General features: G+C 56.4%; 18 protein-coding genes and 1 tRNA gene. 15 read left to right on the top strand and 4 right to left on the bottom strand.

Going from position 1 to position 19,281, the window contains the following annotated elements; genetic code table 11:
- The first annotated feature begins 2 nt into the window (after positions 1-2).
- The 6 genes from recN (at position 3) to KUF54_RS01400 (ending at position 6,706) form a co-directional block, all read left to right on the top strand.
- Positions 3-1,763, top strand: coding sequence for a DNA repair protein RecN (gene recN, locus KUF54_RS01425; RefSeq protein WP_219344584.1), 1,761 nt, complete (start codon positions 3-5; stop codon positions 1,761-1,763).
- Between the two features lie 4 nt (positions 1,764-1,767).
- Positions 1,768-2,691 (top strand): RNase adapter RapZ, encoded by a 924-nt coding sequence (gene rapZ / locus KUF54_RS01420; RefSeq protein ID WP_219344582.1) that lies wholly within the window; start codon positions 1,768-1,770, stop codon positions 2,689-2,691.
- 9 nt (positions 2,692-2,700) lie between these two features.
- Entirely contained in the window at positions 2,701-3,408 is a 708-nt protein-coding gene (locus tag KUF54_RS01415; RefSeq protein ID WP_219344581.1) for a winged helix-turn-helix domain-containing protein, read from the top strand.
- Positions 3,409-3,413: 5 nt separating this feature from the next.
- Positions 3,414-4,886 carry a two-component system sensor histidine kinase CreC gene (gene creC, locus KUF54_RS01410; protein ID WP_219344579.1) on the top strand — a complete coding sequence of 491 codons (1,473 nt, stop codon included), beginning with the start codon at positions 3,414-3,416 and terminating at the stop codon, positions 4,884-4,886.
- A 117-nt stretch (positions 4,887-5,003) separates the two neighbouring features.
- A complete protein-coding gene (creD, locus tag KUF54_RS01405) occupies positions 5,004-6,437 on the top strand; it encodes a cell envelope integrity protein CreD (RefSeq protein ID WP_219344577.1) in 1,434 nt (477 codons plus the stop codon).
- Positions 6,434-6,706, top strand: coding sequence for a hypothetical protein (locus tag KUF54_RS01400; RefSeq protein WP_219344575.1), 273 nt, complete (start codon positions 6,434-6,436; stop codon positions 6,704-6,706). The genes creD and KUF54_RS01400 overlap by 4 nt, the downstream gene beginning before the upstream one ends.
- Before the next feature lie 89 nt (positions 6,707-6,795).
- Here KUF54_RS01400 and mutY read toward each other — a convergent pair whose 3' ends face one another.
- The 3 genes from mutY to mutM all read right to left on the bottom strand — a co-directional run bounded on the left by mutY (position 6,796) and on the right by mutM (position 10,957).
- On the bottom strand, positions 6,796-7,863 hold the full coding sequence (gene mutY, locus KUF54_RS01395; RefSeq protein WP_219344573.1) for an A/G-specific adenine glycosylase: 1,068 nt from the start codon (positions 7,861-7,863) through the stop codon (positions 6,796-6,798).
- Between the two features lie 3 nt (positions 7,864-7,866).
- Positions 7,867-9,864, bottom strand: a complete 1,998-nt coding sequence (locus KUF54_RS01390; RefSeq protein ID WP_219344571.1) for a dynamin family protein — start codon at positions 9,862-9,864, stop codon at positions 7,867-7,869.
- Between the two features lie 247 nt (positions 9,865-10,111).
- Positions 10,112-10,957, bottom strand: a complete 846-nt coding sequence (mutM, locus tag KUF54_RS01385) for a bifunctional DNA-formamidopyrimidine glycosylase/DNA-(apurinic or apyrimidinic site) lyase (protein ID WP_219344569.1) — start codon at positions 10,955-10,957, stop codon at positions 10,112-10,114.
- Between the two features lie 50 nt (positions 10,958-11,007).
- Between mutM and KUF54_RS01380 the strand changes: the two genes are divergently transcribed.
- From KUF54_RS01380 to pth, 7 genes are all read left to right on the top strand, one after another.
- Positions 11,008-12,795: a tetratricopeptide repeat protein gene (locus KUF54_RS01380; protein ID WP_219344567.1), complete on the top strand. Its 1,788-nt coding sequence runs from the start codon at positions 11,008-11,010 to the stop codon at positions 12,793-12,795.
- Positions 12,792-13,331: a lipoprotein insertase outer membrane protein LolB gene (locus KUF54_RS01375; protein WP_370627566.1), complete on the top strand. Its 540-nt coding sequence runs from the start codon at positions 12,792-12,794 to the stop codon at positions 13,329-13,331. Before KUF54_RS01380 ends, KUF54_RS01375 begins: the two co-directional genes overlap by 4 nt.
- 63 nt (positions 13,332-13,394) lie before the next feature.
- Positions 13,395-14,249: a 4-(cytidine 5'-diphospho)-2-C-methyl-D-erythritol kinase gene (gene ispE / locus KUF54_RS01370; RefSeq protein ID WP_219344565.1), complete on the top strand. Its 855-nt coding sequence runs from the start codon at positions 13,395-13,397 to the stop codon at positions 14,247-14,249.
- Positions 14,250-14,288: 39 nt separating this feature from the next.
- A tRNA-Gln gene (locus tag KUF54_RS01365) sits at positions 14,289-14,365 on the top strand.
- 44 nt (positions 14,366-14,409) lie between these two features.
- A complete protein-coding gene (locus tag KUF54_RS01360; protein WP_219344563.1) occupies positions 14,410-15,369 on the top strand; it encodes a ribose-phosphate pyrophosphokinase in 960 nt (319 codons plus the stop codon).
- Positions 15,370-15,522: 153 nt separating this feature from the next.
- On the top strand, positions 15,523-16,143 hold the full coding sequence (locus KUF54_RS01355; RefSeq protein WP_219344561.1) for a 50S ribosomal protein L25/general stress protein Ctc: 621 nt from the start codon (positions 15,523-15,525) through the stop codon (positions 16,141-16,143).
- Between the two features lie 129 nt (positions 16,144-16,272).
- Positions 16,273-16,911, top strand: coding sequence for an aminoacyl-tRNA hydrolase (gene pth, locus KUF54_RS01350; protein ID WP_219344559.1), 639 nt, complete (start codon positions 16,273-16,275; stop codon positions 16,909-16,911).
- Between the two features lie 89 nt (positions 16,912-17,000).
- Here the strand turns inward: pth and KUF54_RS01345 are convergent, their stop codons facing one another.
- The gene (locus tag KUF54_RS01345) at positions 17,001-17,261 is read right to left on the bottom strand and encodes a YfhL family 4Fe-4S dicluster ferredoxin (RefSeq protein ID WP_219344557.1); all 261 of its coding nucleotides are present in this window, start codon (positions 17,259-17,261) and stop codon (positions 17,001-17,003) included.
- Between the two features lie 173 nt (positions 17,262-17,434).
- On the opposite strand from KUF54_RS01345, the gene KUF54_RS01340 reads away from it, so the two are divergent.
- Complete coding sequence (locus KUF54_RS01340) at positions 17,435-18,397, top strand: ABC transporter permease (protein ID WP_219344556.1); 963 nt, start codon at positions 17,435-17,437, stop codon at positions 18,395-18,397.
- The gene (locus tag KUF54_RS01335) at positions 18,394-19,281 is read left to right on the top strand and encodes an ABC transporter permease (RefSeq protein WP_219344554.1); all 888 of its coding nucleotides are present in this window, start codon (positions 18,394-18,396) and stop codon (positions 19,279-19,281) included. The genes KUF54_RS01340 and KUF54_RS01335 overlap by 4 nt, the downstream gene beginning before the upstream one ends.

Here is a 19,281-nt window from a genome sequence, read left to right as displayed (position 1 = left end):
TCATGGCTTTGAAGCGCATTGCCCTGCAAGATTTTGTGATTGTTCAGTCTCTCGATTTGGACTGGCAAGCCGGGTTTACGGTACTTACCGGCGAAACAGGTGCCGGAAAATCCATCATGCTGGATGCCTTGCAACTGGTGTTAGGCGCCCGTGCTGACGCGCAAGTAGTGCGTGAAGGCTGCAACCAAGCCGATATTTGTGCTGAATTTGATTGCCCGCCCAGCCTACTGCCTTGGCTTGAAGAAGCGGGTTTTGCACAAGAGACTGATCTGCTGCTGCGCCGTGTGATCGACAGCCAAGGCCGCAGCCGCGCATGGATTAATGGCTCCCCGGCCACCGCTACACAGCTGCGCCACCTGGGCGATCAACTCATCGATATTCACGGCCAGCATGCTTGGCAAAGCCTGACCCGCCCCGACTCGGCCCGTGCCATGCTGGACACTTACGGCAGTATTGACACAGCCAAGCTCAAAATTCTGTGGCAAGACTGGCGCCAAACTAATCAGGCTTTGGAGCAAGCCCTGTCTGCGCAAGACAATTTGCAGCGCGAACGCGAACGCCTGCAATGGCAAATTTCAGAGATAGATAAGCTCTCGCCGCGCGCTGACGAGTGGGATGAACTCAACGCCCAGCACACCCGCTTGTCGCACGCCCAGACTTTGATGGACTGCGCCCAAACCAGCTTGCAACTGTTAGAGGATGATGATGCAGGTGCCGCCAGCCCTTTAAGCAAAGCCTACCACCTGCTACAAGATCAAGAGCAACTGGAGCCTGAGTTTCAGAACATTGCCGACGTGCTCGGCTCCTGCGTAGCCCAGTTGCACGATGCAAGGCACTCACTTCAAGTCTATCTACGTCGCGCTGATTTAGATCCGGAGCAATTGGCAAATTTGGACGAACGCCTTTCTCTATGGCTTCAATTGGCACGCCGCTACAAACGCACGCCCGAAGAGCTGCCCGCCTTGCTTGATGGCTGGAAGCAGGAGCTGCGCCAGCTCGATGCCGCTGTCGATGTCGATGGCCTACGCAGTGCCGAGCAAGCTGCGCATCACTTGTATCAAGCCGAGGCGCGCCAGGTCTCCCAGCAGCGCGCGTTGGCCGCACCGCGCCTGTCCCGCGCCATTACCCAGTCCATGCAAACGCTGGGCATGAAGGGCGGGCGCTTTGAGGTGCAACTAGAGCAAGCTCAATCAGCAGCGCCCGCAGGCACCGACAACGTCACCTTCCTCGTCGCCGGGCACACAGGCGCTACGCCCAAGCCTATTGCCAAGGTCGCATCAGGCGGTGAGTTGTCCCGTATATCGCTTGCGATTGCCGTAACTACCAGCGAGTTGGGCCAAGCCGGTACGCTGATTTTTGACGAGGTAGATTCAGGCGTGGGCGGCGCTGTCGCAGAGACGGTCGGCCGCCTCATGCGATCGCTCGGCCATTCGCGCCAAGTACTGGCCGTGACCCATTTACCGCAGGTGGCGGCATATGCCGATCAGCATTACCGCGTGACCAAATGGCCCAAATCCAACACCACTATTAGCAGCGTAGACCCGCTGAGTGGTGACGAGCGCGAGGTGGAAATGGCTCGCATGCTGGGAGGCGAACATTTGTCTGAAGCCACAATGGCCCATGCCCGCGAAATGCTAACCATGGCAAGATTGTCGGTAAGCGAGCTATTGGGCGACAAAAAATCGCCCGCATCAAACACCAAAAACACAACAAACAAGCCCGCCACCACGCGCAAGAACACCAGCAAAATCAGAGGAGAGTGAAATCATGTCTATGGAGATTGTTCTGATCAGTGGCATGTCCGGGTCGGGCAAATCTATTGCGCTACATGCATTGGAAGACGCAGGCTTTTACTGCGTAGACAATCTGCCGCCAGAGTTGCTCCAAGCCTTTGTGGAGCTCAAACTCGCACACAAAGATGAAAAAGTGGCCATCGCCATGGATGCGCGCAGCGCTCAAGGCCTGCCGCAATTGCCCGAGCAACTGGTGCGCCTTGAAAAGCAGGGCCTCATACCGCGCATGATTTTTCTGGATGCAGGCAACAGCACGCTGGTGCGCCGCTTTTCAGAAACGCGCAGGCGCCACCCACTCTCTCCTGGCTCCATCGCCACAGAACGCCAAGCACTAGAGCAGGACATCGAAAAAGAGCGCGAACTGCTGGACCCCCTGCGTGAGCGTTCCATCGTCATTGACACCAGCGACCTCAAATCGGCCCAGCTGCAAAGTTATATCAAGCAAGTCATTGAAGCGCCTGAGGGGCAGATGACTCTGATGTTTCAGTCCTTTGGCTTCAAGCACAACATGCCCGCAGACTCGGACTATGTTTTTGATGTGCGCATGTTACCCAACCCGCACTATGAAAAGGATTTGCGCCCCCTCACCGGAATGGATCAGCCTGTGGCGGACTACCTGCGCGACCTCCCCGAGGTTCAGCAGATGCAGCAAGATATTCAGCAGTTTTTGGAGCGTTGGTTGCCAATGATGGCCAAAGACCACCGCAGCTATGTCACCGTCGGGATTGGTTGCACGGGCGGTCAGCACCGTTCGGTCTTTTTGGTGGAAGCTCTGGCCAAGCATTTTGAGAAAACTTGGCCCACAGTGCGCCGCCACCGCTCACTAGATTTTCGCGGGAAATTTCTGCAAGTGTCGCAGCAGTTTTTGACCGCTGATTCTGCGCCCACGCCGCACTAATTGAGTCCTATGTTCAGCACCCAGCCTTCAAATCCTCGCGTGCTGCTTTTGGAAGATGACCCCGCCATTGCGCGCACCATCTGCTACTCGCTAGAGCGTGAAGGCATTGCCGTCACCCACTGCCTGCTGATTGCCGATGCGCGCCAGCAATGGGCATCCATCAATTTTGATGCCTTGCTCATGGATGTGGGCCTGCCCGATGGCAATGGTCTGGATTGGTGCCGAGAGCTGCGATCTGCAGGCGCCATCGCGCCCATACTGGTTCTCAGCGCCAGAGGCGAAGAGATGGATAAAGTGCTGGGGCTTGAGTTGGGCGCAGATGACTACCTGAGCAAGCCCTTTAGCCCGCGCGAGCTACTCGCTCGCACCCGCGCACTGCTGCGCCGATCAAGGCATTTTCAGCCGCAAGCCCATACAACATCTAGACAAGCACTTCAAATAGATGAGCAAGGCCAGCGAATTTTGATCAACGCACAAGCACTGGATTTAACGCGCCGAGAATATCAACTGCTGCAAAGTTTGCTGCAAAGCACGGGCCGCATCCTCAGTCGGGATGCACTGCTGGAGCAAATCTGGGGGTTAGGCAGCGAAAGCACCGACCGCACGGTAGACACCCACATTAAGACTCTGCGCGCCAAGCTGCGCGAGCGCCTGCCAGATCACGAAATCATCATCACCCATCGCGGCCAAGGCTATAGCCTGAACCAACCCGGATAAGCCAGATGCACCTAGGCCTGCGCCTGTTCTTTGCCTTCTTCCTCATCAACGGGCTAGCCGCATTTTTTGTGCTGCGCGTCTTTATGGTGGAGATCAAGCCCAGCGTGCGCAAGGTGACAGAAGACACGCTGGTTGAAACTGCCTATGCGCTGGCAGCGCTGGCCAGTGCTGATATGGCGAGCATGAGTAAAGGCCAATTTCAACCAGACAAGCCAGAACAAGCCGGCTTCTTCGCCACGCAATTAGCGAACTACACACAAAAGCCGATTCAAGCCTGGATATGGGACGCACGCAAAACCACACTAGACATGCGCATCACCGTGACCGACACCAAAGGCATGGTGCTTTTTGACTCTCAAGGCAAAGACCAAGGCGCAGACTACTCACGCTGGCGCGATGTCTATCTGACGCTGCGCGGCGAATACGGGGCGCGCACCACAAGGGCGGCCAAAGAAGACGAGTCCAGCAGCGTGATGTATGTCTCCGCACCCATCATCGTGGGCGGGAAAATTAGCGGTGTACTGACAGCGTCCAAACCCTCCAGCTCTGTACAGAAAATTGTGGATAGCGCCGAGCAAAAAATTCTGCGCGGCGGCCTGCTGTTTGTGCTGCTGTCTGCCGGCGTGGGCTGCGCCGTGACATGGTGGTTTGTGATGCATGTGCGCCGCCTGCGCAACTATGCGCAGCAAGTGCAGGCTCCCACCCTCAATGAATCGAGCCACCCAGCTCAGTTGCCCGAGCCTGTGGCCGTACCTAACATGCCTGGCGAACTGGGCGAACTGGCTCAAGCCATGGACACCATGCGCAAACGCCTTGAAGGGCGCGACTACATCGAAGGCTATGTGCGCGCCCTGACCCATGAACTCAAAAGCCCGGTCGCCGCCATACGCGGCGCGGGTGAGCTACTTCAAGAAGACTTGCCAGCGCAAGACCGCGCCATGTTTGCCAAGCAAGTCGTTGACCAAAGCCTGCGCCTGCAAAACCTGATTGACCAGCTGCTGCAACTGAGCCGCCTTGAGCAGCGCCAGCAACTCGACAAAACCCATAGCTGCAGCCTGATGGAATGCGCGCAGCAAGCCATCAATGCTTTGCACTACAGCGCTTTGCAACGCCGCATTCAATTGCAGCTCAAAGGCGCAGACAGCCGCGGCCCTTGGGAGGCGGGGCTGGTCACCCTCGCCATCAGCAACTTGCTGCAAAATGCGCTGGATTTTTCGCCGCAAGACCGGGTCATTGCGTTTGAGTTGGGCCCGCAGCGCATCACCATCAGCGATCAAGGCCCGGGCGTGCCCGACGCCATGCTTGGCCGCTTGGGCGAGCGCTTCTTCACTACCCCCAGACCCAATGGCGAGCGCAGCGGTACAGGGCTTGGCCTGTCCATCGTCGCCCGCATCATGCATTTGCACGGCGGCAGCATGTCGGTGCACAAGCTGCAGCCAGGGCTTGCTGTGACGCTGGACTTCGCTCCTAAAAGTTAAGCCCTCGCAAAATTCTCAAAATTAAAGCGAGGCTTCACACTCGCTTCACAGACTTCATTTCACCCACACAGTCGCCTAAGACACTGCCTCCTGAAACCTCATATATCAGGAGCAAGCATGAAGAACCGACTGCTGTTCAAAACAGTCTCACTGCTAATCGTTATGGCCCTGCTCATGCTGGGCTTGTCCATGATTCAAGACGTTGTGAAAGACCGCATTCGCAACCACGACTACGCCATGCAAAGCGTAGTGTCTAGCTTGGCTGGGTCGCAAACGCTGATCGGCCCAGCGCTGGTGCAAAGCTGCACAGAAACCACCAGCACCACCAACGGCAAAAAGGTGGAATACAACACCCGCGAATTTCAGCGTACTCTGCTACCCGACAGCGTGAACCATGATGCCAACGCCAAGATGCAAGAGCGATCACGCGGGCTGCACCACATCAACACCTATGTGCTGCATGACCAGATCAACGCCAGCTTCGCCAATGCCACGCACTATGCGCAGTTGCCCAAGCCTAGCGAGCCCAATGCCGTAGTGCGCTGCAAAAAGCTGTACATCGCCTTTGCCCTCAGCGACCCGCGCGGCATTCGCAGTGCCACGTTACAAGCCAATGGGCAAGAGCTTTCCGTCGAGTCCGGCACCTCGCTAGAGCGCTATAGCAAAGGCATTCAGGCTGAAGTTGATAGCAGCCTTCTCAACAAGCCTGATGGTTTAAACATCGCTCTCAAACTGCAATTGCTGGGCACCGAACAACTGGCCTTTACGCCCATTGCCACTGAAAACAAAGTCACGCTGACAGCTGACTGGCCTCACCCATCATTTGGCGGCAGCTTTCTGCCTAGCCGCCATGAAGTGACTGGCGACAGCGTTACTGCCCATTGGGAGATCTCTTCACTGGCCACATCCGCCAGCACCGCCTTTAACCGCCAGCAGGCGTTGTGCAATGCTGATTACGATGCGAGTGATTCGGCATATGTTGCCACTGCAACCGCTGCAGCCCGAGATCATGACAACAGCGGCCCTTGCCTTGAGACGATGAACACAGAGTTCGTGAACCCCGTCAACATTTACTCCTTGAGCGAGCGCTCTACCAAATACGGCATTCTTTTTGTCATCTTGACCTTTGTGGCCGTCGGTCTGTTTGAGGTCATGAAAAAGCTACGCGTTCACCCCGTGCAATACCTGCTGGTGGGCTCTGCGCTGTGCAGCTTCTTCCTGCTGCTGATCAGCCTGTCCGAGCATCTGGGCTTTGCCACCGCCTACGCCTTGGCAGCCAGCTCTTGCGTTGCATTACTGGCCTTTTATGCCAGTCATATTCTGGGAAGCATCAAGCGCGGCCTGCCGTTCGCCATCGCCATCTCCGCACTGTATGGCCTGCTCTATGTGCTGCTGCAACTGGAGCAAACCGCTCTAGTCGTTGGCTCCATTGCTTTGTTTGCGGTACTGGCCTTGGTCATGATCTGCACACGCCATGTGGACTGGTACGCCTTTGGCCGCAGCGACAGCGATGCACCCGCCACAGCAGCAGCCGAAAAGGAGCTGCCATGAGCACCGCCCAGTATTCGCCCGAGATTCAAGCCATGCTGGCCATCTCTGCACAGCACCTACTCAATGAAGGCAGGGTGCAGCAATACCAACAGCTGTGGATTGCAGCGCAAAGCAGCGGCAACCGTGCAGCGCAGCAGGCTGTGCGCCAGCATGTGGTGGCCGCTGGAAGGCAGTTGCAAGGGCAGCGCGCCAACCCACAAGCCAGAGCCCTGTGGCTGGCCTTAATGAGCCTGCGCTGCTCCATGCTGATGCCGCGTCTGCGTTTTTAAAGCGCTTTACTCATAATAGAAAAAGGTGACCTCATGTGTCACCTTTTTCTATTATGAGAAGTCGTGAGAAGTCCCGAAAAATCAGAAGATCACGCCAATTCAGAATCCAGCAGCTTGCGTATTGGCGCAGGAAAACCCAATTCAGCCCAGCCTGCAGCATCAACCCAGCAGGACGTATCTGCTTCTGAAACCATAGCTGCCTGTGCTTTATCCATACTGACCAGCACCGGATGAAGATGCAAATCCTTGTGCGTCAGCACATGCAAAAAGCCGGGCAACTCTTGCCAGCTGTGTTCAGCGCTATCTAGCCATCTTGTCTTTGCAAAGCTCTGCAAAGCCTCATAACTATCAAACACCGGCGGGCTGTAAAGCCCTGCCCAGATGCCGACTTGCGCTCGCTTTTGCAGCCATACGCGGCGCTGGCTATCCACGGCAATCAGCAGCCACCACGCTTCAGAGCTGCGCTTGACCTTGCGCGTGCGCACCGGGTAGGCCTCAGGGTTGCCCGCAAGTGCGGCGCGGCATTCCGCATGCAGCGGACAGACAAGGCAGCTGGGCTTGCGCGGGGTGCAGATGCTGGCACCTAAGTCCATCATGCCCTGCGTATAGCGCGGCATGGCTTCGTGCAAATTTTCTGTGGGGCACAGCGCCTGCGCATGCACCCACAGCTGCTTTTCATTTTTAGACTGAGCCAAGTCGCCATCAAAAGCCAGCACGCGTGTAAGCACCCGGCGCACATTGGCATCCAGAATCGGCACTTGCTCAGAAAAACAAAACGATGAGATTGCGCCAGCGGTTGAGCGACCAATGCCCGGCAGCGTCTGCAGCTCTGGGGCGGTTTGCGGAAAGGCCCCACCCCACTGCTCCATCACGGCTTGCGCGCATTTGTGCAGATTGCGGGCACGGCTGTAATAACCAAGCCCGCTCCACAGCGCCAGCACCGCATCTTGCGGGGCTGCAGCCAAACTGGCTACGTCAGGGAATGCATCTAAAAAACGCTGGTAATAGCCCAGAACAGTGGCGACCTGGGTCTGCTGCAGCATGATTTCAGACAGCCAGACGCGGTAAGGGTCACGGGTTTGCTGCCAAGGCAAATGATTGCGGCCATGGCTGGCCTGCCACTGCACGACGGCAGAGGCAATCGAAGGGAAAGTCAAAATTCAAACTACCAAGTTGATGTCTAGCGCAGCGCCAGCGCTCTTAGCTCGCTCAGCCTCGATGGGCGCCAGTAACTTGGCCGAGGCACTGGCCAGCTGGGTCTGCAACAAACCGAGCTGGTCCTGCGCGTTTTCCATGTCAGCAATGCGATCTTCAAGCTCCGTGGTGGCACCACTGATGCGATCTACCGCTTCCAAGCGGCGCGTGTAACTACGTTTACGTTCCCGCAATTGTGCATCGACAGGAGCCGTCAGTGATTTGCTCCACATCTCTACATCGCTAGATGCTGCTTCAAACACGGTGCGCAAACGCAGCGCCAGCGCCTTAATCAATCGCTGTGAAAAGTCTGCGTTGCTCAGTTTTAAGGTGCTGCTGAGGCCTATGTACTGGGTATAACTGCCCTCAATGCTGCGCAGGTCTTCGGTGAAGTCAGACAAAATCAAAGCCGGCGGCACTTGCAAAGAAAAGCTAAATTCAGCATTCAGCTCTTTAAACGTTGTGCTCATCAGCTTTTGCATTTCTTCAGCCTGCGCCAGTACGTTGACGGCCACGGCGTGCAGCCGCTCAAACGTCTGCTCATAAATCTTGCGCACACCCAGCTTTAGGCCGCGCTGATCGAGTGCCTGTTTGAGTTGGGCCAACTCACTTTTCAATGCCGCCGAGCTAAGGAGCTGAAAAATGTCTTTGAGCATGCGCATATGCTCGGCGCGCATGGCATTAATTTTGGCTGCGCTCAGATCAAACTCATTGCTCTCGCCCTCAATGCGCGAGCGCATGCCAGCAATCACATTCGTGTTTTTGCCGCGCAAGCCACACAGTTCAGCCAACTGATCATCAAGCTCGCTGCGACGCATATTGATGACACGCTCAACCTGCCACTGCAACTGCTGAACACTGGCATACACGGCAGCTTGCAGCACCTTCTGGCGCTGGCCCATGATGCCGTTGGCCAGCAAATCTTCAAATGCAGGCAAGCCGCTAGCCTGTAGCAAGGCTGCATTTCGGCTGACCTTGGCAACCAGTCCCTTTTGGGCCGAAACAGGCAGTACCTTATCCACCGATACGCCCAGCAAATTGGCCGAATCTTGCTGCTGCCTGCGCAGTTGCGCCTGCACCTGCGCGCCCGAGCTAAGGCTATCCCACAAGGTATCAACCTTATTAAGCACAACCAAGCGCGACGCGGCCTGCGCATCATTGGCGCCGGCCTTGCCAGTGCCTGCTGGCAAAACGTGATCACGCCAGATGGCGAGATCTGACTTAGTTACCCCCGTATCCGCCCCCAGCACAAAGACCACGGCATGGGCTTGAGGGATGAGATTAACGGTCAACTCAGGCTCAGCGCCCACAGCATTCAAGCCGGGAGTATCGAGAATCACCAAACCTTGCTTTAGTAGCGGATGCGGCATGTTGATGAGCGCATGGCGCCACATCGGCACCTCCACCCAGCCATCCGCGTCCACCATGGGGTTGTCTGCCTCCTCATCGTCATGCCAAAAGCCCAAGGCCCTTGCCTGATCGACAGAGACTTTACGCACTGCCGTTACCTTGGCTAGCGTGTCTACGATCTGCTGCGCATCGCCAATGTCTAAAGGGTACTGCGCCCAAGCATCGCTGCGCATGCGCCATTGACCCAGACTCTCATGCGACTCTCTCGTGTCAATGGGCAGCAGGCGCAGACTAGGTGCCAGCTGAGCCTCCCAACCTAGCTCTGCCGGGCACATCGTGGTGCGCCCTGCACTGGCGGGCATCAGGCGACGACCATAGTGGGCAAAGAAGATTGCGTTGATCAGCTCAGATTTACCGCGAGAGAACTCCGCGACAAAAGCGACCATCACTTTGTCACTGCGCATCTGATCTTCCAGTCGCTGCAAACGCTCCTGAACAGAGGCATCCAACAAATCTTGGGCCATCAGCCATTCGCGCAGCTCTTGCAGCTGCGAGGCAAAACCTCGTCGCCACGCGCCATATTGGCCAAACTGCTCATTGAATGATGCTGCCACGTCTACCCCTCTTTTATTTATGCATAACCAGCAAGCCTGCGAACACTGCCACCCTCATCAAAATATAGCATTGACGTCTCACAGGGCCAGTGTTCTATATAAAGAGCAGCAAGTATCCGGCCACACCAGTGCGTTTTAATTCAATTTCATACTCATCTGTGCTGCCCATCTGCTTCACATCAATCTAGGCCGGTGTTTTTAGAGCGAAAACAAGCTCAAGTCCTTACAGAAAAAGCAGCGGTCGCTATCAATTTAAAAGCCGCTTGCTCTCTTTTTGGCAGCGAGCGCAATAAAAGGTGCTGCGCTGGCCTTGCTTCATCAGCTTGATGGGCGCGCCGCAATGCGTACAAGGTAAGCCCGCTCGTCCATACACCTTGGCCTGCAGCTGAAAGTGCCCTTCCATGCCATTGGCTGCCGAAAAGTCACGCAGCGTAGTGCCGCCCTTTTCCACCGCCAGCGCCAATACGGATCGAACCGCCTCAAACAAAATCTTCACTTTGCGCGGCCCCACATCGCGTGCAGGTGTCGCCGGGTGAATACGCGAGAGAAACAGCACCTCAGAGGCATAGATATTGCCCACGCCCACCACCACACTGCCGCTTAGCAGCAACTGTTTGATAGGTGCGCGACTGGCAGCCAGGCCAGCCTTGAAGGCTTGCAGCGTAAAACTGCTGCCCAACGGCTCCATACCCAGATGGTCGAGCAGCTTGCGCGCCACAACGTCACTTTCGCTAGGCACATAAATCACCGCACCAAATCGGCGCGGGTCGTGCAAGCGCAAAAGGCCTCGAGAGGTTTGCAAATCAAAGTGATCGTGCGGCCCGGCTGCGCCTAGAGGCTCCTCATCAAGCCCCACAAAGCGCAGACTACCCGACATCCCTAAGTGCAGTAGCAGCAAGCCCTCGCTCAAGTCCACCAGCAAATATTTGCCGCGGCGTCGCACACCCAACACCTCGCGCCCCACAAGAGCCTGCGGCAGCAAGCCCAGTGGCCAGCGCAAGGGCTTACCCAAAGCTGCAGCCTCAACGTGCGAGCCAGCAATGCGATCCGCAAAAGAGCGACGTGTAACCTCAACTTCGGGCAACTCAGGCATGCAATCTCTTCTTTCCCAAGTGTTCAACAAGCTTGGATTATTATGGGCCGATGGTTCATCCTCTACGTATTCAAGGACTCGCCGTGGCCGCCGTTTTGGCCATGGGATCGGCAATCGCGTCCGCCCAACCTGCTGCTTCACCACCCCAAGTGAATGCGGCCAAGCAAGCGACTGATCTTGAGCAAAGCATGGATCGCGAAAGCGCTGAAGCAGCCCTCTCGGCCGAATTGTTCTATGAAATTTTGGTCGGTGAGCTAGCCGCCCAAGAGGGCGCTCTGAACGATGCTCAAGCCCTGATGATGGAAGCTGCACGCAGCAGCAACAACGAAAAACTCTATCGCCGCGCCACTGAACTGGCTGTTCAGTCCCGCTCTGCCGATCGCGCCTTGCGCAACGCCCGCGCATGGCTGGACGCCTATCCAGAATCACGCGATGCCAACCGCGCAGCGCTGCGCATCTTAGTGGCCATGAATCGAATATCCGACTCGGCCAGCTACCTGCGCCGCGAAGTGGAGTTGACGCCTGCGGCCAATCGCAGCGCCACATTTCTTGCCATTACCCAGCTGTATAGCAACGCATCAGACAAGTCTTTGGCCGGTGACGTGGTGGAGCAGGCCTTAGAAATCGACTTCAAAGACCCCAAAAACGGCCCTGTGGCTTGGGCTGCTGTCGGACATATGCGTTTGGTAGCCGGTCAAAAGCCTGCCGCACTTCAAGCCCTGCAAAACGGGGCCAAATTAAGCTCCGATTCTGGAGCTATTGCGCTGCTGGCCATGGAACTGCTTGAGTCAGGCACTACCGAGGTCGAGCCACTGGTAAAGAGCTACGTCGACAAAAATGCATCGCCACAGCTGCGCATGACCTATGCCCGCGTGCTGCTAGGCCAAAAGCGTAATGCTGATGCCAAAAGTCAATTGCAACTGATTACACGCGAAGCTCCTGAGTTCCCAGAGGCTTGGGCCATTTTGGCCAACATACAGCTGCAAGATAACGAACTAGATGCAGCCGAGACCTCGCTTGCGCAATTTGGCGCGCTGCTGCCCAAACTGCCCGATGGCGTGGGCCGCAATGCTGGACAAGCTCAGTTCTATCTGCTCAATGCCGATTTGGCCGAAAAGCGCAAACGCTATGACGAGGCCGACGGCTATCTGCAACGCATTCCTGATGCAGCCAATCTTCTGAGCGTACAAGCGCGCCGCGCCGATATACTGGCGCGTCAAGGCAAAGTCAAAGAAGCTCGCGCCCTCATTCAAGCCACGCCCACCACTGGCCCCAATCAAGCGCGCCTCAAGCAAGTTGCAGAAGTGCAATTGCTGCGCGACGCAGGTCTGAACCAAGAAGCCTACCAACTGCAAGCAGCGCTTTCAAGCCAAACCCCCGCTGATATGGAACTGGCCTATGACACTGCTTTGCTGGCTGAAAAAGTAGGCCAATTCGATGAAATGGAGCGCCTGCTACGCGATATCATTGAGCGCAAGCCCGACTTCAAGCACGCTTACAACGCTCTGGGCTACTCCTACGCAGATCGCAATATCAAGCTCGATGAAGCCCAAGCGCTCATCCAAAAAGCGCTGGACATGGAACCCGGAGACCCCTTTATTACCGACAGCTTGGCATGGGTGTACTTTCGCCGGGGCAACCTAGCGCAAGCCGAAAAGCTACTGGAGCAAGCCTATGCCACGCGCCAAGACGTAGAGATTGCAGCACATCTGGGCGAGGTTCTGTGGACTCAAGGCAAGCAAGACCGCGCCCTGCTCATCTGGCGCCAGGGCTTAAAGACAGACAGCAGCAATAGCACGCTGATTGAGACCATCAAGCGCCTGAACGTCAAGCCATGATGGAGAGCACTACAAGGCGTCGGACTTGGCGGGCAGTGCTCATCAGCTGCGCAATTGGCAGCACTTTGCTCACGGGCTGCGCCCTGCCACAGCGCCAGTTAAATACCGATACAAGCAGTGCAAGTACCCTCAACCAACACTGGTCTGGTCGTATGGCCTTGCAAGTTCAAGACTCGCAGCAGCAATCTTTCAGTGCCGGCTTTGAGCTGCAAGGCCAGCCTGAGCGTGGCACGCTGCTAGTCTTTAGCCCGCTAGGCTCCATCCTCGCCCGCCTGCAGTGGACGCCTTCAGGAGCCACTTTGCAGCAAGGCGAGAGCATCACCACCTCAGACTCGCTATCCGAACTCATCACCCGTCTCACCGGCAATGACATCCCGGTTGCTGCGCTCTTTGATTGGCTGCAAGGCAAAGACACCGCCGTCGCCGGCTGGTCAACCGACCTGTCGCGCATCAATGAAGGCCGCATGCGCGCTGACCGCAGCAGCCCAACGCCCGAGGCATCGCTGCGCATCGTGCTTGAGCAAGAATCGCGCTAAACCCAGTTTTCAATCTCTTTGCGGTGCTATCGTTGCGCCGTTTTTCTTCTATCACTATTCGCCATGCACTCGCTTTATGACGTGCCGGCCCCGGCCAAGCTCAACCTGTTTTTACACATCACAGGCCGCAGGCCGGACGGCTACCACCTGCTGGAATCCGTCTTCATGCTGATTGACTGGCACGATGTGCTGCACTTTGATCTCAGCAGCAGCAACCAAATCAGTCGCGAAGACCTCAACGGCGTGGCCTTGCCTGCAGATGATTTGATTACCCGCGCTGCCCGCGCACTTCAACAAGCCACAGGCTGCACGCAAGGCGTACATATCGGTATTCAGAAAAACCTGCCTGCCCAAGCCGGCATGGGCGGCGGCTCATCTGATGCAGCCAGTACCTTGCTTGCGCTCAATCGCTTGTGGAATCTGAACCTCTCGCGCCAAGAGCTGCAAAGCATTGGACTAAAGCTCGGTGCAGATGTGCCCTTTTTCCTCTGCGGTCACTCCGCCTGGGTCAGCGGAATTGGCGAAATCATTGATCCTCTGCTCGGCAAAAATGCTTTACCAGAGCAGCAGTTCATCATCGTCAAACCAGAGCAAGGGCTAGATACCGGTCAAATTTTTACCAGTGAATCACTAAAACGTGACACAAAGCCTGCTATAGTTGCGGACTTCGCTGCAGAGCACTACGGTTTTGGCCGAAACGACTTGCAGCCAGTCGCTGAAAGCTTACAGCCTGAAGTGATAAAAGTCAGAAATTGGCTTGAATCGCTGAAACTGCATGCTAGAATGACGGGCTCAGGAAGTGCAGTATTTGCACCGATAACGCAGACCATTGATTTGAATAATGCAGCAAGCACTTGGAAAATCAAAGTCTGTAAAAATCTCGAATCTCATCCACTTTTGAGTTGGGTTTCTGGATAAAAAGTTTTAGGCTTTTTGTTTTCGACAAAAAACCTGTGTAGGGGAGTCGCCAAGTTGGTTAAGGCACCGGATTTTGATTCCGGCATGCGAAGGTTCGAGTCCTTCTTCCCCTGCCAAATATCTTCTTGCGTCATAGCAACCCACAGCACTGGGACGCACAATGCACTCACATAATTCTGATTTCATGGTCTTCACAGGCAATGCCAATCCCGGCATGGCTGAAGAGATCGTTAAGCACCTTGGCACTACCCTTGGTGCTGCCGACGTTGGCAAATTCTCCGATGGAGAAGTTGCAGTCGAGATCAAGCAAAACGTTCGCGCTCGCGACGTGTTTGTGGTTCAGTCCACATGCGCCCCCACCAATGACAACCTGATGGAGTTGTTGGTGATGGTCGATGCCCTTAAGCGTGCATCTGCCGAGCGCATCTGCGCCGTGATCCCGTACTTCGGTTACGCCCGCCAAGACCGCCGCCCCCGCTCCAGCCGCGTGCCAATCACCGCCAAGGTGGTTGCCAACATGCTGCAAGCCGTTGGCGTTGAGCGCGTTTTGACCATGGATCTGCACTCAGACCAAATTCAAGGCTTCTTCGACATTCCCGTGGACAACATTTATGCAACTCCCGTGTTGCTCAATGACCTGCGCCAGAAGAACTACGAAGACTTGATCGTTGTGTCCCCTGACGTTGGCGGTGTGGTGCGTGCTCGCGCCCTGGCCAAGGAACTGGGTTGCGATCTGGCCATCATCGACAAGCGTCGCCCCAAGGCGAACGTGTCTGAAGTCATGCACGTGATCGGCGACATCGACGGCCGCAACTGCGTGATCATGGATGACATGATCGACACCGCAGGCACCCTGGTCAAGGCTGCCGAAGTGCTCAAGCAGCGCGGCGCCAAGAACGTGTACGCTTATTGCTCACACCCCATCTTCTCTGGCCCAGCCATTGAACGCATCGGCAATGGCTCGGCTCTGGATGAAGTGGTTGTCACCAACACTATTCCATTGAGCCCCGAAGCTCAGAAGTGCGGCAAGATTCGCCAACTGTCTGTAGCAGGCCTGTTTGCCGAGTCGATTCACCGGATATCTACCGGTGATTCGGTGAGCAGCTTGTTTAGCGCTTAAAATCTCTGGTTTTTCGGGCTTGAGCCAAACAAACCTCCTGCGGGAGGTTTGACTGTTTCGAGCCCACCGTAAGAATCCAAGGCTTTTTTAAAGCACAGGTTCTTTTATCAATAGGACGAGACTGGTCGCGGTCCGTCCATCTAGGAGTTAGTTATGCAATTCGTCGCAACTGAGCGCGCAAAGCAAGGTACGGGTGCGAGCCGCCGTCTGCGTCTGTCGGGTAAGACTCCCGGCATCGTTTACGGTGCTGGTGAAACCCAACTGATCGAAATCGATCACAACAACTTGTGGCACGCTGTGCACAAGGAAGCTTTCCACTCCAGCATTCTGGACATGGAAATCAACGGTCAAGTGACCAAGGTTGTTCTGCGCGACGTGCAGTTCCACCCCTTCAAGAAGCTGGTGCAACACATCGACTTCCAACGCGTTGATGCAAATACCAAGCTGCACACTAGCGTGCCTTTGCACTTTGAAGGTGCAGAAGAGTCCCCAGCTGTGAAGGCTGACAACTGCACTATCACTCACATCCTGACTGAAGTGCAAGTGATTTGCGAGCCAGCACTGCTGCCCGCATTCATCAAGGTTGACCTGAGCACTCTGACTTCCAAGTCCGCTCTGGGCGTGCAAGGTCTGAAGCTGCCTAAGGGCGTGACCGCTGTGGTGCGTGGCGCCAACAAGAACCCAGCCGTGATCTCCATCAAGCTGCCCGACGTGGCACCTGTGGAAGCCGCTGCTGCAGCTCCTGCCGCTCCTGCTAAGAAGGGCAAGAAGTAATTCTTGTGACTTCGGTACAGCGCTTGTCGCTGTACTCAAAGCAAAGGCCCACTTCGGTGGGCTTTTTCTTTGAGTGGCTGCACAAGCTCCTGCGCACATCAACCCTGCTAGCAAGAAGATAATCAAGTCATGATCAAACTGTTTGTTGGCCTCGGCAACCCCGGCCCTGAATACGAAAACACAAGACACAACGCCGGCTTCTGGTGGATTGATGCGCTGGCGCGCGAACTCAAGGTCACGCTGGTGCCTGAGCGCAGCTACTGGGGTTTGATGGCTCGCACCACGATCAACGGCCAGAATGTGTGGCTGCTAGAGCCGCAAACCTTCATGAACCTCTCCGGCAAATCTGTGGGCGCACTGGCGCGCTTTTTCAAGATTCAACCCGAAGAAGTGCTGGTCGTGCACGATGAGCTGGACTTTGAGCCCGGCACCGTCAAGCTCAAGCAAGGCGGCAGCCATGGCGGCCACAACGGCCTGCGCGATATTCACGCGCAACTAGGCTCGCACAACTACTGGCGATTGCGCGTGGGCATTGGCCACCCCGGCGACAAGAGTGAAGTCGCCAACTGGGTGCTCAAAAAGCCAGCCCCCGATCAGATGAAGTTGATCGAAGACTCCATCATTCACTCGCTTAAATCTTGGCCTGAGATCGTTGCCGGACAAATGGACAAGGCTACGCAGGCCATCCACACCAGCAAAGCGCCACGCCCCAAGCCACCGCGCAAGCCTGCACCCGATGCAGCGCCAACTACGCCAGAGAATGCTTGACGTAAAAATAGCTCCTAAAGTAGGAGCTATTGGTGCTTAACTATCAAGGACCAGAGGGATAAAACCCTCTTAAAAACGTCTTCGAAGACTTAATCCAGCTTCTTAGCCTCAATCAGCTGCTCGTACTTTTTGAACAGCACCTCGTGGCTTTCCACATACTCAGGGTTCACGGGAATACAGGCCACAGGGCAAATCTGCACGCATTGCGGCTCATCAAAGTGGCCCACACATTCTGTGCATTTGTGTGGGTGGATTTCGTAAAACTGCTCGCCCATGTAAATGGCGTCGTTCGGGCACTCAGGCTCGCACACATCGCAGTTGATGCATTCATCTGTAATCATCAATGCCATATGCCAGCTCCTGAGCAGTTCTTCGTATCGGTAGTTCGCATTATCCCCGGCTCATCAAGACATGGCAGCCGCTTGGGCAAAGTCAGCGGCATAACACCGGCACAATGCCGTTATGTCTCGCAGCTCCCCTCAGAACTCTGCGCTTTTTTCACAATGAAACTTCGCCCAAAGTCATGAGCATCTACTTGCTCAAACGCCTGCTCACGCTGATCGCCACTTTGCTGGGCGCATCCATCGTGGTGTTTGCCGTGCTTGAAATTTTGCCCGGCGATGCTGCGCAGATGCTCATGGGCCCCGATGCGGACCCAGAAGCCGTGCTAGCCATGGCGCAGCAACTCGGCCTTGATCAACCCGCCCTGACACGTTACTGGCAATGGATTAGTGGCCTGTTTCGTGGCGACATGGGCACCAGCTACGTCTATGGTTCGCCCGTGTCTGAGCTGGTGTGGGAGCGCCTTACAGTCACCGTGCCGCTGGCCATCATGGCCATGTGCATTACCGCCGTGCTGGCCATTGCTGCAGGTGTTTTTGCGGCTGCCAATCACAAGCGCTGGGGCGATGTGGGGGTGATGGGTCTGGCGCAAATCGGCATTGCCATCCCCAACTTCTGGTTTGCGATTCTTTTGATTCTGCTGTTTTCAATCAAGCTGCAATGGTTCTCGGCCGGTGGCTTTCCAGGCTGGAGTGAAGAAGCTGGCGGCGGCTTCTGGCTGGCTTTTCAAGCGCTGCTGCTGCCCGCTATCTCTCTGGCCGTGGTGCAGGCGGCCATTCTGGCGCGCATCACCCGCTCTGCCGTTTTAGAAGTGCTGCGCGAAGACTTTGTACGCACCGCCCGCGCCAAGGGTCTATCGCGCGGCGCGGCGCTCTGGGGGCATGTGCTGCGCAACGCCATGATTCCCGTCATCACTGTCATGGGCCTGCAGTTTGCCAACTTGCTGGCGGGCACCATCGTGGTGGAAAACGTGTTTTACCTGCCCGGCCTTGGTCGCCTGATCTTTCAGTCCATCTCTAACCGCGATGTGATTGTGGTGCGCAACTGCGTGCTGCTGCTGGCCGCCATGGTGGTAGTGGTGAATTTTGTGGTCGATGTGCTGTATGCCGCCATTGACCCACGCATCAAGGCCAGCGATATATGAGCGCGCCCTCCCCTGAATACCCCACCCGCGCCTTCACACGCACGCAGCCGCAAAGCTTTGCCCAACGTGCGCTGCAGCACCGCAGCTTTGTGCTGGGCGCGGCACTCACAGCCTTGCTGATTGCCGCGGCTCTGCTGTCTTTTGTCTGGACTCCCGGCTCAGCCTACGAGATGAACATGGAAGCCGCGCTGCAAACCAGCAGCAGCCAGCACTGGTTAGGCACCGATGCCTTTGGGCGCGATATTGCCTCGCAAGTTCTGGTCGGCGCACGCGCATCGATTGCCGTGGGGCTGATAGCCGTGGGCATCGGCTTAGCGATAGGCGTAGCGCTGGGGCTGATTGCTGCTGCTCGCCGGGGCTGGGTAGAAGAAATCATCATGCGGCTGGCGGACTTCACCTTTGCCTTCCCCGCCCTGCTCTCAGCCATCATGCTCACAGCCGTGTTTGGCGCGGGCATGGTCAACGCCATCATCGCCATCGGCATCTTCAACATCCCCACGTTTGCGCGTATTACCCGTGCATCGGCCAACGCCATCTGGGCGCGCGACTATGTGCTGGCTGCCCGCGCCTGCGGCAAAAGCCGCACTGCTATCACGCTGCAGCATGTGCTGCCCAATATTGCCTCGGTGCTTGTGGTGCAGGCCACCATTCAGTTTGCGCTGGCCATTCTGGCCGAGGCTGCACTGTCTTATCTAGGCCTTGGCACGCAGCCGCCACAGCCCTCATGGGGCCGAATGTTGAGCGACGCCCAGACCTTGATGTTCCAAGCGCCCCTGATGGCCGTGTGGCCCGGCGTCGCGATTGCTTTGTCCGTACTCGGCCTGAACCTGCTCGGTGATGGCCTGCGCGACCTTCTTGATCCCCGACTGACACGCGAGCGCTAA

It is taken from the genome of Comamonas sp. Y33R10-2 (assembly GCF_019355935.1).
In the GTDB taxonomy this organism is placed as follows: domain Bacteria; phylum Pseudomonadota; class Gammaproteobacteria; order Burkholderiales; family Burkholderiaceae_C; genus Comamonas.
Note: the sequence above shows the minus strand (reverse complement) of the source record. Positions and strands in the feature narration are given on the sequence as shown.

Bases quoted from the DNA above. Each gene is read 5' to 3' on its own strand.
- pth (WP_219344559.1), top strand. From the start codon at position 16,273: ATGATCAAACTGTTTGTTGGCCTCGGCAACCCCGGCCCTGAATACGAA.
- KUF54_RS01345 (WP_219344557.1), bottom strand. From the start codon at position 17,261: ATGGCATTGATGATTACAGATGAATGCATCAACTGCGATGTGTGCGAG.
- KUF54_RS01415 (WP_219344581.1), top strand. From the start codon at position 2,701: ATGTTCAGCACCCAGCCTTCAAATCCTCGCGTGCTGCTTTTGGAAGAT.
- ispE (WP_219344565.1), top strand. From the start codon at position 13,395: ATGCACTCGCTTTATGACGTGCCGGCCCCGGCCAAGCTCAACCTGTTT.
- rapZ (WP_219344582.1), top strand. From the start codon at position 1,768: ATGTCTATGGAGATTGTTCTGATCAGTGGCATGTCCGGGTCGGGCAAA.
- KUF54_RS01400 (WP_219344575.1), top strand. From the start codon at position 6,434: ATGAGCACCGCCCAGTATTCGCCCGAGATTCAAGCCATGCTGGCCATC.
- KUF54_RS01335 (WP_219344554.1), top strand. From the start codon at position 18,394: ATGAGCGCGCCCTCCCCTGAATACCCCACCCGCGCCTTCACACGCACG.
- KUF54_RS01380 (WP_219344567.1), top strand. From the start codon at position 11,008: ATGGTTCATCCTCTACGTATTCAAGGACTCGCCGTGGCCGCCGTTTTG.
- KUF54_RS01355 (WP_219344561.1), top strand. From the start codon at position 15,523: ATGCAATTCGTCGCAACTGAGCGCGCAAAGCAAGGTACGGGTGCGAGC.
- KUF54_RS01375 (WP_370627566.1), top strand. From the start codon at position 12,792: ATGATGGAGAGCACTACAAGGCGTCGGACTTGGCGGGCAGTGCTCATC.
- mutM (WP_219344569.1), bottom strand. From the start codon at position 10,957: ATGCCTGAGTTGCCCGAAGTTGAGGTTACACGTCGCTCTTTTGCGGAT.
- KUF54_RS01360 (WP_219344563.1), top strand. From the start codon at position 14,410: ATGCACTCACATAATTCTGATTTCATGGTCTTCACAGGCAATGCCAAT.
- creD (WP_219344577.1), top strand. From the start codon at position 5,004: ATGAAGAACCGACTGCTGTTCAAAACAGTCTCACTGCTAATCGTTATG.
- creC (WP_219344579.1), top strand. From the start codon at position 3,414: ATGCACCTAGGCCTGCGCCTGTTCTTTGCCTTCTTCCTCATCAACGGG.
- KUF54_RS01340 (WP_219344556.1), top strand. From the start codon at position 17,435: ATGAGCATCTACTTGCTCAAACGCCTGCTCACGCTGATCGCCACTTTG.
- recN (WP_219344584.1), top strand. From the start codon at position 3: ATGGCTTTGAAGCGCATTGCCCTGCAAGATTTTGTGATTGTTCAGTCT.